Origin of the sequence: Kitasatospora sp. NPDC004723 (assembly GCF_040609255.1) — a bacterium.
In the GTDB taxonomy this organism is placed as follows: Bacteria; Actinomycetota; Actinomycetes; order Streptomycetales; family Streptomycetaceae; genus Kitasatospora.
Genome location: NZ_JBEXJT010000072.1, coordinates 15,761 through 29,423, shown reverse-complemented (window position 1 = coordinate 29,423; position 13,663 = coordinate 15,761). Strand labels below are relative to the sequence as shown.

Here is a 13,663-nt window from a genome sequence, read left to right as displayed (position 1 = left end):
CCGCCGCGCGGCGGCGGGGGGCGGCGGGGGGGGGGGGGGGGGCCGGGCCCACCCCCCCCCCCCCCCCCCCCGCCGGGGGGGGGGGGGGGGGGGGGGGGGCCGCGCCCCCCCCCCCCCCGACCGGATCAGACGGAGGCGGCCGGCAGGCCGAGGAGCTCGGCGGAGCCGTTGCGGTTGTGACGCTCCTGCCAGAGCTCAAGGGCGCTGCGGCAGGCGTGGTCGAGGTGACGCACGCCGGCGAGGTCGAGCCGCACGGGACGGTCGGCCGGCAGTTCCTCCAGGGATTCGAGGGTTTCGAGGAGGCGGGGCAGCCGGAGGAAGGTGGCGTTCCCGTGCAGGTTCACCCGGACGGCGCCGTCCGGGAGTTCGGTGACCGCGACCTGGAGGTGGGAGGTGTCCCAGGCACTCTTGAGCACCGCGAGCAGGAGCCCGAGCAGCACCCCTTCCAGGAGGTTGGTCACGACGATCGCGATCGCCGTGACGGCCAGGATCACCGCCTCGCCGCGCTCGGCCCGCCAGAGCGGCCACAGGGTGCGGACCGGGACCAGCTTGGCCCCGGCGTGGACCAGGACGCCGGCCAGCGCGGCGAGCGGGATGGCGGAGAGGAAGCCCGGGAGCAGGGCCGCGAAGAGCAGCAGCCAGAGGCCGTGGAGGACGCGGGAGGCCTTGCTCCGGGCGCCGGCCTGGACGTTGGCGGCGCTGCGGACGATGACAGCGGTCATCGGCAGTGCGCCGAGCAGGCCGCAGAGGGTGTTGCCGACGCCCTGGGCGAGCAGTTCGCGGTCGTAGTCGGTCCGCGGACCGTCGTGCAGACGGTCGACGGCGGCCGCGCTGAACAGGCTCTCGGCCGAGGCGATCAGCGCGAAGGCGACGGCCGTGCCGAGCACGCCGAGGCTGCCGAGCGCCGCGAGGTCGGAGGCTCCGGGCAGGTGGAGGACCCCGGTGAGTCCGGCCACCTCGACCCGGGCGACGGGCAGGTCGAACAGGGCGGTGACGGCCGTCGCGCCCGCGACGGCGGCGAGTGGTGCCGGGAGTGCCCGGACCCGGGCCGGCAGGCGCGGCCAGAGCAGCAGGACCGCCACCGTCCCGGCGCCGACGGCGACCGCGGCCACCGCGTGCGGATCCCCGGCGACGTCGGCGGCCAGCCCGGGGAGCCCGGCGAGCTTGGCGGGGCCGCCGGCCGGGGCCTTGGCGTCGGCGAGCGCGTAGAGCTGACCGGCGATCAGCACCAGGCCGATGCCGGCCAGCATGCCCTGGACGACCGAGACGGAGATCGCCCGGAACAGCCGGCCGAGGCGGGCGGCGCCCAGGGCGAGCTGGAGCACGCCGGCGACGGCGGTGATGACGCCGAGAGTGGCGAGGCCGTGTTCCTGGACGGCCGCGAGGACCAGCACGGTCAGGCCGGCGGCGGGGCCGGACACCTGAAGGCTGCTGCCGGGCATCAGGCCGGTCACCAGGCCGCCGACGATGCCGGTGACCAGGCCGAGTTCGGCCGGGACGCCGGAGGCGACGGCGACTCCCACGCAGAGCGGGAGGGCGACCAGGAAGACGACGAGGGATGCGGGGAGGTCGGAGCGCAGAGTGCTCAGCCGAAGGGCGGGACGACGAGTCATCGGGTCCTCGGGAGAGTGCGGAGGGTTCGGTGGACGGCGCAGGGGCGGTGCGGTGAAGGGCGGTGCGGTGAAGCGCGGTGCGGTGGCGGACCGTGCGACGGGGTCACAGCGGGAGGAAGAGGCCGGCGTCGGCCCGGTGGGCGAGCACCAGTCCGGTGTGGATCTCGTAGAACCAGCCGTGCAGCCGTATCCGCCCCTCGCCCAGTCGGCGGGCGACGGCGGGGTAGCCGCGCAGCCGGTCGAGCTGGGCGAGCACGTGGCGCTGCACCGGGCCGGCCACCGTCGGGTCGAAGACGTCGGCACCGTCCGCCCGGAGCATGGCTCCGTCGGCGTGGCGCAGCCAGGAGCGGACGGCGGGCACCACGCTGAGGTCCTCGCCGCGCACGACGGCTCCGACCGCGCCGCAGTGCGAGTGTCCGCACACCACCAGGTCGCGGACGCCGAGCACCTCGACGGCGTACTCGATGGTGGCGGTCTCGCCGGAGGCGGCGTCGGCCCGGTAGGCGGGCACGATGTTGCCCGCGGTGCGGAGTTCGAAGAGGTCGCCGGGATCGGCGCCGGTGATCAGCGCGGGCACCACCCGGGAGTCGGAGCAGGTGATGAACAGGGCCTGCGGGGCCTGGCCGGCGGCGAGTGCGGTGAGTTCCCGGCCGGTGTCGCCCGCGCGCTGCGGGAACGCCCGGGCCCGGTCGATGAGCGGTTCCATGGTGGTGGATGCCTCCTTCGGTGACCCTCCCGGCGTCGGCCGGGAGGGGCGGTGGACGGGCAGGCACGTCGGAACCAGATGCCCCCGGGCGGGTGGGTGCGGCCGCGGCGGGTGAATGGCGCGCCGCACAGCCGCGTCGGTGACCCTCGGTGTCCCCCCGGTGACCTGATGACGCGTCAAGGGGAAGTAAAACACGGGTATGGGGTCGGCAAAAGCTCGTCCAGGGCTCGGAGTGTGCCGATCTGGTTAACATCCTGTTGCCATGAGCGGCACACACCCTTCCGCCCACGTCTGCGCACATCAGGGGAACCTGACGTGGCATCAAGACGTTGATGCACCGCACTTTCCGCGCGCCCCTCGTGAGGTCGGCGCGCCCCCCGGTCACACCATCGGGCCGCCTCCGTTCGGTGAACGGCGGCGGCCCGATGGTGAACTGATGATGCGTCAGCGCTTCAGGGTGGTGACGGTGAGGCCCGGGGCCGAGCGGATCTCGGCCTCGGTGAAGCGTTCCGTCACCCACTGCTTGTCGGCGTAGCGGCGGGTCTGGTCGGTGAAGTGCGGCGAGGTCGGGTCGGCCGACTCGCCGTAGGTGAGCAGGGTCCGGGTGCGCGGACCGCGGTCGGTCAGCTCGGTGGCCATCAGGAAGCTCGCGCCGAGCGGGACGCTCCTCGGGTCCGCGGGGTAGGTGCCGCCCCCGGCGCCCGAATCCGGCCCGGCCGTGAGCACGTTGAAGCAGCCGGTCTCACTGGAGCAGCCGTGCAGCGGGATGCCCGCCCAGCGCTGGACGAGGCCGAGCGGGGCATCCACCGGCAGCCCGAGCGCCGCCAGGCGGCGCACCGCGTCGGCGAAGGCACGCTGGGCGTCGGCGTCGGCGGCGACGATGCCGCGCGGGGTGGTCAGCGGCTGGGCCGGGTCGTACGGGACCTTCTGCCAGGATGTCGTCCGGATCCGGGCCAGCGCGTCGCGGTACGCCTGCCAGAGCACGGCGCCCCGGCTGTCGGCGTCGGCCCGGGTGCTCCAGGCCGCGAGTGCGTCGCACGCGGCGCTCACGTCGACCGGGGTGCCGTCGGTCGCCGCGAGCACCGGGTGGGCACGGCACAGGGCGACGGCGTCGTCGCGGTCCAGCTCGGCGCTCTGCACCCGGTTGCCGAACATGGTCGCCTGGAGGGTGGCGAGGGTGAAGCCGGGGGCGCCGAGGCCGTCGGTGCCGGCCCGGCGGTCGGCGATCATCCGCAGGCTCAACTGCGGCCGCGGGGCCAGCTCCGGGCCGCCGTTGTAGACGGCGGGCAGGCCGGCCATCGGCGCGTCCGCGTTGGTCAGGTAGGGGCCGTTGTTGGCGTTGGCCACGTAGTCGGTACGGGTCAGCGCGGGGTGGTTGGCCGGGCCGAACAGGCCCGGGAGCAGCGCGTCCGGGTCACTGCCCGGGTCACAGGCGGCGGTCGAGCCGTCCAGCATGCCGTCGACGACCGGATCGGGCACCAGACAGCGCGTCCGCTGCGCGTCGGGGAGCTGCGGGACGGCGGAGGAGTCGGTGAAGTAGGTGGTCCCGCCCGCGTCGACGGCCGTCGTGTACATCCATGGGACACCCTGGTGGGTGCGCTGGGCCTGCCGGAGCTGGTCGAGGTTCTGCGACCGGCCCATCGCCACCCACTCGTCGAGGGATCGGAGGTTGTCGGCGTTGGCGTCGCGGATGGTGAAGGCGTACTCGCGGGTCCAGCCCTCGGCCATCACGTAGCCGTGGCGGGAGCGGTAGACGGTGCGGTCGACGGTGGAGAGCGTGCCGTCGGCGGCCCGGACGGTGACCGGGACGGTGACCGCGGTCATCCGCTCGACCTTGCCGTCCACCAGGTAGGCGGTCGGGTCGCCGGGCACCAGCGAGAGCCGGTAGGCGAGCCTGTGGCGGGCATTGCTGGTGGTGTGGGTCCAGGCGAGGCCCTTGGTGTGGCCGATCTGCAGGAACGGCAGGCCGTAGAGGCCGGCGCCGGCGACGTCCAGGACGCCCGGGATGGTCAGCTGGGCCTGGTAGAACCGCTCCGGACCGGCCCACTGGAGGTGCGGGTTGGCCAGCAGCAGGCCGTTGCCGTCGCGGTCGGCGTCCCGGCCGATCGCCCAGGCGTTGCTGCCGGTATCGGGGCTGTCGGCCGCCGGGCCCGCCCAGTCCGGCCGGGCCGACGTGGCGGCGGGCGCGGCGGCGTCGCGGGCGGCTGCGGCATCGGCTCCCGGGACGGCGGTGGCGGCCGACTTCCTGGGGGTGCCCGTCCAGGTGTTGACGTCGTACAGGATGTTCCAGAGGTCGTCGGCGGTGATCGGCCCGACCCAGCCCTTCCCCCGGCAGGACGGGTCCGGAAGGTGGTCCACGCCGGTCTCGCGCAGGTAGCGGTTGTATCCCGCGGCGTATCCGTCGACCAACTGCCGCACCTCGCCGGTCGGCCCGACCGGCGCCGGCTGGGCCAGCAGCCGCTGCACCGTCCCGGAGCGCAGCACGCTCTGCTGGTAGGTGTCGCTCTCCAGGTTGCCGGGCCGGCCCACGGACCGCTGGTCCAGCCCGAACCAGCGCGAGCGCTCGCCGCGCATGCTGACCACCTGGTCGGCGAGCTGGCAGAGGTTGTCCTGGGCGAAGGCGTACCCGTAGCCGTAGCCGAGGCCGCCGAAGTCCCGGGCGACGATGTGCGGGACGCCGTACTCGGTCCGGCGGATCTCGGTGGTCCAGCCGCCCCGGTCGGCTCCCGGGCCCGCCGCGAGGTCGGCGCCGGCGGCCTGCGCCGAGGCGGGCGCCAGCGCCGTGAGCAGGCCCGCGGCCAGCCCGAGGGCAACTGCGCCGGACGCCATTCGCCGCATCCGCGAGCGTGGCTGACGCGCAGTCAATTTTCGGTCATCCGTCATGGCTTCACGCTGCCGCCGCAGGTGGCCGCCGGTCATCGCTCCGCGGGAGGACCTGTCCTCGCCCGCCGGGCCTACCCGTGTACGTCCCGGGAAGGGGGCGCTTCTCGTCCGGACCTCCGTCCGGCGGAGGATGTCCGGCTCGCACGGCTCGACGTCGCACGGGCCGCCGGCGCCCACCCGGCCGACGGTCACCGGACGGACGCGGGCGGGTGGCGCGCGGGCCCCGCGGGCGGGGTCAGTCCCGGGGGCGGGGGGTGGGGACGAGGCCGGTCTGGTAGGCGAGGGCCACCAGCTGGGCGCGGTCGCGGGCGTCGAGCTTGGCCATGGCGCGGTGGATGTGGGTGCGGATGGTGAAGGGGCTGACGAACATCCGGGCGGCGATCTCCTCGTTGCTGAGGCCGGTGGCGGCCATCGCCATCACCTCGCGTTCGCGGGCGGTCAGGGCGGCGAGGCGCTCGGGGGCGGCGGCGGGGGCCCGGTCCGGTTCGGGGTGGGCGAGGAGCTGCTCGATGACGGCGCGGGTGGCGGCGGGTGAGAGCAGGGGGTCGCCGGCGGCGACGCGGCGCAGGGCGGCGAGCAGTTCGGTCGGTTCGGCGTCCTTGCCGAGGAAGCCGCCGGCGCCGGCGCGCAGGGCCTGGGCGACGTACTCGTCGATCTCGAAGGTGGTGAGGATGAGCACCCGGGTGCCGGCGAGGTCGGGGTCGCCGCAGATGGCGGCGGTGGCGGAGAGGCCGTCGACGCCGGGCATCCGGATGTCCATGAGCACGACGTCGGGGCGGAGGTTCTTCGCCAGGTCGACCGCCTCGCGGCCGTCGGCGGCCTCGCCGACCACCTGCATGTCGTCCTCGGCGTCGATGAGGACGCGGAAGGCCCCGCGCAGCAGCGCCTGGTCGTCGGCGAGCAGTACTCGGATGGTCACGGGTGTTCCTCTCGGGCGGCGGTGCGCAGGGGCAGTTCGGCGGAGACCAGGAAGCCGCCGCCGGGCCGGCGGTCGGCGGTGAGGCGCCCGCCGACGGCGGCGGCGCGCTCGCGCATGCCGATCAGGCCGAAGCCTCCGCCGACCGGGGCGACGACACCGGACCGGAGGCCGGGCGCCGGGCGCTCGTTGGCGACGGTCAGCAGGACCCTGCTGCCGGAGTACGCGAGGGTGACGTCGGCGGTGGTGCCGGCGGCGTGCTTGGCGACGTTGGTCAGGGACTCCTGGAGGATCCGGTACGCGGTGAGGTCGACGCCCGGGGAGAGCGGCTGCGGCTCGCCCTCGACGGCGAGGCGCACCGGCAGGCCCGCCCGTTCGAAGGCGCCGATGAGGTCCGGCAGCCGGTCCAGGCCGGGGGCGGGTTCGAGCGGGGCCTGCGGGTCGTCGGCGCTGCGCAGCAGGCCGACGGTGGCCTTGAGCTCGCGCAGCGCGGAGCCGGTGGCGTCGGTGAGGTGGCTGAGCATCTCGCGGGCCTGGGCGGGGTGGCGGTCCAGGAGGTGGACGGCGATGCCGGCCTGGGCATTGGCGAGGGCGATGTGGTGGGCGACGACGTCGTGCAGGTCGCGGGCGATCCGGATGCGTTCGTCGGCGACCCGCCGGCGGGCCTCCTCCTCCCGGGTGCGCTCGGCTCGCTCGGCGCGTTCCTCGATGGCGGCGAGGTGGGCGCGGCGCACGCGGACGGAGTCGCCGATGGCGCCGGGCAGCAGGATCCAGGCGATGACGCCGATCTTGATGCTGAGGGAGGTGTGCGGCTCGTTGATGATCGTGGCGACGGTCACCAGGACGGCCGAGACCGCGGTGGCGGCGCGCGCGGTGGTGCGGTCGGTGCGCACTGCGAGGAAGAAGAGGGCGAGGAGCAGCGGGGCGACCAGGCCCGCGTTGAGCTGGGTCGCGACGAAGCACAGGGCCAGGGTGCAGGCGAGGGTGATCACGACGACGAGGCAGGGCCAACGGCGGCGGCCGAGCAGGGCGAGGCTGGAGACAACGGCCAGCGTCAGCGCGGCGGGGTTCGGCTCGATCGCGTTGCCGAGGCGGTCGACGGTGGTCGTCCCGGCCGTGACGATGAACGCGGCGAGCACGAGCAGCGCGTCGATCAGGTTGGGGTGGCGGCCGCGCACTCGGCGCAGCCAGGTCTCGATCATGCTCGCTTCTCCCGGTCCGGAGCTGCCCTGGCGGCTTCCTCTGCCGGGCCCGGACGATCCGGCGAGGAGGGGGGGTGCGGGTGGGGCGATGGCCGCGTGTACTGCAAATGCAGTACACGCGACCGGTGCGACAGTCGTACACATATGGTTCGTACCATTTTGACCGGTCGGCGTGCCGACCGGTCGCGGACGGCCCCGCCGCGGCTCCCGTGGGGATGGGAGCCGCGGCGGGGCCGGGTGGGTCAGACGCCCACGTCAGACGCCCACGGAGTGGCGGGCCTGGTCGGCGTCGGGGCCGTCGGCCGGGGCCGGGACGGGCGCCGCGGTCTGCAGCTTGGCACCCTCGACGTCGACGTCGGGGATGATCTTCTCCAGCTTCGCCGGCAGCCACCAGGCGCGGCGGCCGAGCAGGGCGAGGACGGCCGGGACGATCGCCATCCGGACCACGAAGGCGTCGAGGGCGACGGCCGCGGCCAGGCCGAGTCCCATCATCTTGATCATCGGCTCGCTCATGCCGATGAAGCCGGCGAAGACGCTGATCATGATGAGCGCGGCGGCGGTGACCACCCGGGCGTTGTACTTGAAGCCGGTGACCACGGCCTCACCGGGCTCCTCGCCGTGCACGAAGGCCTCCCGGATGCGGGTGACCAGGAACACCTCGTAGTCCATGGCCAGGCCGAACACCACACCGATCATGAAGATCGGCATCATGCTCATCACCGGGCCGGTCTGCTCGACGCCGATCAGGCCGGCGAGCCAGCCCCACTGGAAGACCGCGACGACGGCGCCGAGCGCGGCGACCACCGAGAGCAGGAAGCCGAGGGCGGCCTTGAGCGGGACGAGGATCGAGCGGAAGACCACCAGGAGCAGCAGCACCGCGAGGCCGACGACGACCGCGAGGTAGGGCAGCAGGGCGTCGTTGAGCTTCTGCGAGACGTCGATGTTCATCGCCGTCGCACCGCTGACCAGCACGGTCGCACCGGTCTCGGACTTCAGCCCGGGGGCCTTGTCGCGGATGGCGTGGACCAGGTCGGTGGTCGCCGCGTCGCTCGGGCCGGTCGCCGGAACGGCGTTGACCAGCGCGGTGTCCCCGGCCTGGTTGAACATCGCGGGCGCGACCGCGACCACACCGGGCAGCGCCTTGACGGTCTCGGCGACCTTGGCGGCCGCGGCCTTGGGGTCGGCCGTGCCCTTGGCGTCGACCAGCACGGTCAGCGGGCCGTTGAAGCCCGGACCGAAGCCCGCGGAGAGGTGGTCGTAGGCGCGGCGCTGGGTGGTGGAGGTGGGCTTGGCCTCGTCGCCGGGCAGGCCGAGCCGCAGGTCCAGGGCCGGCAGGGCGAGGACGCCGAGGCCGACCACGCCGAGGACCAGCACGGCGACCGGGCGGCGCAGCACGAAGCGGGCCCAGCGGGTGCCGCCGTTGGGGCGGGCGCCGTCGGTCCCGGTCGCGGCGCGCTTGCCCTTGCGGTCCTTGCGGGACAGCGCCCTGCGGCCGAGGAAGCCGAGCAGGGCGGGAACCAGGGTGAGCGCGACCAGAACGGCGATCACCACGGTGCCGGCCGCGGCCATGCCCATCTTGGCGAGGATCGGAATGCCCACCACGGAGAGGCCGGCCAGCGCGATGATCACGGTGAGTCCGGCGAACACCACGGCCGAACCGGCGGTGCCGACGGCACGTCCGGCGGCCTCCTTCGGCTCGTGGCCGTCGAGGAGCTCGGCGCGGTAGCGGGAGACGATGAAGAGCGCGTAGTCGATGCCGACGGCCAGGCCGAGCATCATCGCCAGCGTGCTGGTGGTGGTGGACAGGCCCAGGGTGCTGCCCAGCGCGGTGATCAGGGCGATGCCGAGGCCGACGCCGATCAGGGCGGTGAGCAGCGGGAGCCCGGCGGCCAGCAGCGAGCCGAAGGTGATCACCAGCACGACGGCCGACATCGCCATGCCGATCGCCTCGGCGGAACCACCCGCCTCGCCGACCTCCATCAACGCGGTGCCGCCGATGTCGACGGTGAGGCCCGCGTCACGGGCGTGCTGGGCAGCGTCCTTCAGAGCCCCGGTGGCGGCCTCGCTGACCTTGCCGGGCTTCTCGCTGTAGCTGACCGTCGCGTAGGCGGTGGTGCCGTCCTGGGAGACCGCGCCGGCCTGGAACGGGCCGACGGCGCTGACCACCTGGTCGGCGTGGGCGAGCTCGGCGACCGCCTTCTCGACCGTCTGCTGGTTCGCGGCGGCGGTGATCTTCTGGCCCGACGGGGCGACGAAGACGATCCGGGCCGAGGCACCGTCGGACGTGGCGCCGGGGAAGCGCTGGTCCATCAGGTCGAAGGCCTTCTGCGCCTCGGTGCCGGGCATCGCGAAGCCGTCGTCGGGAGCGGCCGGCGCCTTGGCGGCCAGCACCCCGACGACGGCCAGCAGCGCGACCCAGAGCAGGGTCACCAGCCGGCGCCTGAGGTAGGACCATCGGCCCAGACGGTAGAGGAAAGTGGCCACGGGAGAGCGGACTCCTTCGGATGGCGGTCAGGTTGGGGTGACCGGGCGGCGCACTCGGCCGGTGGGCCGGGGACGCCCGGAGCATGACCATCCTGGGTCGACGGGGGTCTCCTCGGCGTCGGCTCTGTGCAGGCATTCCGGACTAATGCGGACGCAGCAGCGCGGCCCCGGGCGGAGTAGTCCCCGGGTCGGAGGTCCGGGGCCGGGCTCCGACCTGCGGCCGAGGGCCCGTCCCGGGTGGCTGTCAGGGGTGCCGGTCGGGACGGCCGCCGCAGTCCGCGCCGCCCTGTGTCACCCGGGCGGAGGTGCGGACGGGCCGCGGCCCGTCGGGCGAAGTAGCGTGATGTGCCTGGCCCGGACTATTTGTCCTGGTTCGTACCGATGTGCTCCCACGGTTTCCGCGTCTCCCGACGGCCCGAGGGGCGCACAGCCCGTCCACAGCCTGTCCCGTAGCCGGAGGTGCCCATGGGCGTTCCCGCCGCCCGCATCGTGTTCGACGAGGACGACCGCGCGGCCGTCGCGGAGGCGGTGAGCGAGATGCTCGCCACCGGGGCACTCACCCTCGGTCCCTGGACCGAGCGGTTCGAGCAGTCCTTCGCCGCCGAGCACGGCGCCTCGCACGCGGTCGCCGTCGCCAGCGGCACCGCCGCGCTGGAGATCGTCCTGCGCGGCCTCGACGTCCGCGACCGCGACGTGGTCGTCCCCGCCGTGACCTTCTACGCGACCGCCGGCGCCGTCCTGCACGCCGGCGGCCGGCCGGTGATCGCCGACGTCGACCCGGCCACCCTCGCGCTCGCCCCGGACACCCTGGAGGCCGCGCTCACCCCCGACACCGCCGCCGTCGTCCTGGTCCACATCGGCGGGCTGATCACCCCCGAGGTGGACGCCCTGCGCGCGATCTGCGACGCCCGGGGCATCCCGCTGGTCGAGGACGCCGCGCACGCGCACGGCAGCAGCTACCGGGGCCGGGCCGCCGGCACCTTCGGCGTGGCCGGCGCCTTCTCCTTCTACCCGACCAAGGTCACCACCAGCGCCGAGGGCGGCATGATCCTCACCGAGTCCGCCGAACTGCGCGACGAGGCACGCATCCACCGTGACCAGGGCAAGGGCTCGTTCACCACCAACCACCACGTCCGGCTCGGCGCGTCCTGGCGGATGAGCGAGCCGAACGCCGCCATCGGCACCGTCCACCTGCGCCGGCTCAAGGAGTTCGTGGAGACCAGGCGCCGGGTCGCCCAGCGCTACGACGCGGCGCTCGGCGCGCTCGACGGGCTGGACCCGGTCACCGAGCCGGCCGGCTGCCGCGGCAACTACTACAAGTACGTCGCGCTGCTGCCCGCCGGCACCGACCGGGCGGCCTTCAAACGGGCGGTCGCCGAGGAGTACGACGTCCGGCTCTCCGGCGAGGTCTACGACCTGCCGCTGCACCTGCAGCCGGTGCTCGCCCCCTACCGGCGCGCGGCCCTCCCGGTCGCCGAGGACGTCTGCGCCCGGCAGATCTGCCTGCCGGTCCACTCCGACATGACCGAGGACGAGACCGACCTGGTGATCGAGGCGGTGAGCGCCGTCCACCGCCGCTTCGCGGGATGACACGACACCGGCGGCCCCGCCGCCCGGGAGAACCCGACAGGGATGCAGCAGACGAAGGAGAGGAAGCCGTGCGGACAGCGGTCACCGGGGGATGCGGATTCATCGGCTCACACGTCGTCGACCGGCTGCTCGCCGCCGGGCACGAGGTGCTCGCGGTGGACACCACCGACAAGTACCTCAACCCCGGCGCCGACCACGCCCGGATCGACATCCTCGACCTGCCCGCGCTCACCGCCGCCCTGGACGGCTGCGAGGTGGTCTTCCACCTCGCCGCGCAGGCCGACGTCGAACGCGTCGCCGCCGACCCGGTCGGCGCCGTCCGCGCCAACATCGACGGCACCGAGGCCGTCCTGGAGGCGGCCCGGCGCAACGACCTCAGCCGCACCGTCCTGGCCAGCACGGTCTGGGTCTACGGCGCCGCGCTCACCGAGGCCGCGCTGGACGGCGAGGAGCAGGAGCTGGACGAGCACGTCCCGATCGAGCTGGAGCACAGCGGACACCTGTACGTCGCCACCAAGCTCGCCGCCGAGATGCTCGTGCACAGCTACCGCCAGCTCTACGGCCGGCACTTCACCATCCTGCGCTACGGCATCCCCTACGGGCCCCGGATGCGCGACTCGCTGGTGGTCGCCCGCTTCGTGCAGGCCGCGCTCGACGGGCGGCCGATCACCATCGCGGGCGACGGCCGGCAGAGCCGCAACTTCGTCTACGTCGAGGACCTGGCCGACGCCCACGTCCGCGCCCTCTCCCCCGCCGCCGAGGACCAGACCTTCGCGCTGGAGGGCTCCACCGCCGTCTCCGTACGGGACATCGCCGACACCGTCGACCAACTGCTCGGACCGGTCACCATCGAGCACATCGAGGCACGGACCGCCGACTACGCCGGCCGCCGGATCTCCGCCGCACAGGCGAAGCGGCTGCTCGGCTGGTCGCCGCGGACCAACTTCGCCGACGGCGTGCGGCGGTACGCGGACTGGTACCGGGCCGAGGCCTTCCCGCGGTCGGACGCCTGAAGCGGGGAGGGGGCGGAACCGTGCCGCACGCGCTGCTGGTCTCCGGCTCGCTCGGCCAGGGCCACGACGTGATGGCCCGGGCCTGCGCGGACTCGCTGGAGGCGCGCGGCTGGACGACCGCCACCGTCGACGCCATGGCCCTGCTCGGGCAGCGCGCCGGCACCGCCGGGGAGGCGGTGTTCCGGCGGCTGCTCGGCCTGCCGGGCCTCTACGACGCGTTCCACTTCTCCGCGCTGCGCCCCGGCGCCCGGATCGCGCTGCTCGCCGACGCGGCGGCGCGGCGGCGGCTGGTGCCGGCGCTGCGGGCGCTGCTCGCGGAGCAGCGCCCGGAGCTGGTGGTGTCGGTGTTCGCCACCGCCACCTCGGCGGTCAACCGGCTGCGCGGCGGACCGCGGCCCTTCCGGCACCTGGTGCTGTGCACGGACGTCACCCCGCACCGGCTCTGGGTGCAGGAGGAGAGCGACCTCTTCCTGGTCACCTCGGAGGTCGCCGCCTGCGGCGTACGGCGCTACCGCCCCGACGCGCCGGTCGCCGTGCTGCCCGCACCGCTGCGGGCGCCGTTCTACCGGCCGCCCTCGCGCGCCGAGGCGCGGGCGCAGCTGGGCGTGCCGCCGGGGGCCCGGTGCGTGCTGCTGATGTCCGGCGCGTGGGGCCTCGGGCCGCTGGCCCGCACGGCGGCGGCCCTGGCCGACGCCGGTCCGCACGTGCTGGCGGTGGCGGGCAGCAACGCCGAGCTGGAACGGCGGCTCCGGCGGGCCGCCGCCCACCGGCTTCGGCTGCACCCCTTCGGCTGGACGGACCGGGTGCCCGCGTTGATGGCCGCCGCCGACCTGGTGGTGACCAGCTCCGGCGACACCTGCAGCGAGGCCCGCGCGCTGGGCCGCAGACTCCTGCTCCTCGACGTGGTGCAGGGCCACGGCCGCGACAACCTGCAGCACGAGCTGGAACTCGGGCACGCCGACGTCGTCTCCGCCCGCCCGGAGGAGGTCGTCCGCTCCGCCCTGGCGGCGGTCGACCGTCCCGAGCCGCCCCCCTCGCCCGGTGCCGCCCCGGACGCCTGGCGCACGGGCTTCGCGGCGGCCCTGGACCGGGTCGGGCTCGCCTGACGCCGGCCGATCCTGCTCCGGCCGAGCACCTATGAACTGATGCGCAGGGCGCCCTCCGCCCGATAACATCGCAGCTCAGCAAGCCTCGGCCCCGCACGCGCGGGGATGGCCCCCTGATCCTCGCCGCCCAGGACGCCGGGTGGACCTCGG

9 protein-coding genes and 1 CRISPR repeat array (1 of these 10 only partly in view) are annotated in these 13,663 nt (G+C 74.7%); of the genes, 3 read left to right on the top strand and 6 right to left on the bottom strand.

From position 1 onward, the window contains the following. Positions 1-125: 125 nt before the first annotated feature. The 6 genes from ABZW10_RS37180 to ABZW10_RS37155 all read right to left on the bottom strand — a co-directional run bounded on the left by ABZW10_RS37180 (position 126) and on the right by ABZW10_RS37155 (position 9,804). Entirely contained in the window at positions 126-1,613 is a 1,488-nt protein-coding gene (locus ABZW10_RS37180) for a SulP family inorganic anion transporter (protein WP_355375642.1), read from the bottom strand. 103 nt (positions 1,614-1,716) lie between these two features. After that, on the bottom strand, positions 1,717-2,319 hold the full coding sequence (locus ABZW10_RS37175) for a carbonic anhydrase (protein ID WP_355375638.1): 603 nt from the start codon (positions 2,317-2,319) through the stop codon (positions 1,717-1,719). Positions 2,320-2,763: 444 nt separating this feature from the next. Further along, positions 2,764-5,148: a penicillin acylase family protein gene (locus tag ABZW10_RS37170; protein ID WP_355375635.1), complete on the bottom strand. Its 2,385-nt coding sequence runs from the start codon at positions 5,146-5,148 to the stop codon at positions 2,764-2,766. A gap of 289 nt (positions 5,149-5,437) precedes the next feature. Next, entirely contained in the window at positions 5,438-6,121 is a 684-nt protein-coding gene (locus ABZW10_RS37165; RefSeq protein ID WP_355375633.1) for a response regulator transcription factor, read from the bottom strand. Next, the gene (locus tag ABZW10_RS37160; protein ID WP_355375631.1) at positions 6,118-7,320 is read right to left on the bottom strand and encodes a sensor histidine kinase; all 1,203 of its coding nucleotides are present in this window, start codon (positions 7,318-7,320) and stop codon (positions 6,118-6,120) included. Before ABZW10_RS37160 ends, ABZW10_RS37165 begins: the two co-directional genes overlap by 4 nt. A 255-nt stretch (positions 7,321-7,575) precedes the next feature. Continuing rightward, positions 7,576-9,804 carry an MMPL family transporter gene (locus ABZW10_RS37155; protein WP_355375628.1) on the bottom strand — a complete coding sequence of 743 codons (2,229 nt, stop codon included), beginning with the start codon at positions 9,802-9,804 and terminating at the stop codon, positions 7,576-7,578. A 465-nt stretch (positions 9,805-10,269) separates the two neighbouring features. Here ABZW10_RS37155 and ABZW10_RS37150 point away from each other — a divergent pair, with 465 nt between their 5' ends. The 3 genes from ABZW10_RS37150 to ABZW10_RS37140 all read left to right on the top strand — a co-directional run bounded on the left by ABZW10_RS37150 (position 10,270) and on the right by ABZW10_RS37140 (position 13,513). Next, positions 10,270-11,394: a DegT/DnrJ/EryC1/StrS family aminotransferase gene (locus ABZW10_RS37150; protein ID WP_355375626.1), complete on the top strand. Its 1,125-nt coding sequence runs from the start codon at positions 10,270-10,272 to the stop codon at positions 11,392-11,394. Between the two features lie 68 nt (positions 11,395-11,462). Further along, on the top strand, positions 11,463-12,407 hold the full coding sequence (locus ABZW10_RS37145; RefSeq protein WP_355375623.1) for an NAD-dependent epimerase/dehydratase family protein: 945 nt from the start codon (positions 11,463-11,465) through the stop codon (positions 12,405-12,407). A gap of 20 nt (positions 12,408-12,427) precedes the next feature. After that, positions 12,428-13,513, top strand: coding sequence for a hypothetical protein (locus tag ABZW10_RS37140; RefSeq protein ID WP_355375620.1), 1,086 nt, complete (start codon positions 12,428-12,430; stop codon positions 13,511-13,513). Positions 13,514-13,596: 83 nt separating this feature from the next. Next, positions 13,597-13,663: direct repeats of the CRISPR family, unit length 27 nt; unit sequence CTCGGCCCCGCACGCGCGGGGATGGCC; it runs 83 nt beyond the window's last position.

Bases quoted from the DNA above. Each gene is read 5' to 3' on its own strand.
- ABZW10_RS37150 (WP_355375626.1), top strand. From the start codon at position 10,270: ATGGGCGTTCCCGCCGCCCGCATCGTGTTCGACGAGGACGACCGCGCG.
- ABZW10_RS37170 (WP_355375635.1), bottom strand. From the start codon at position 5,148: ATGGCGTCCGGCGCAGTTGCCCTCGGGCTGGCCGCGGGCCTGCTCACG.
- ABZW10_RS37180 (WP_355375642.1), bottom strand. From the start codon at position 1,613: ATGACTCGTCGTCCCGCCCTTCGGCTGAGCACTCTGCGCTCCGACCTC.
- ABZW10_RS37160 (WP_355375631.1), bottom strand. From the start codon at position 7,320: ATGATCGAGACCTGGCTGCGCCGAGTGCGCGGCCGCCACCCCAACCTG.
- ABZW10_RS37175 (WP_355375638.1), bottom strand. From the start codon at position 2,319: ATGGAACCGCTCATCGACCGGGCCCGGGCGTTCCCGCAGCGCGCGGGC.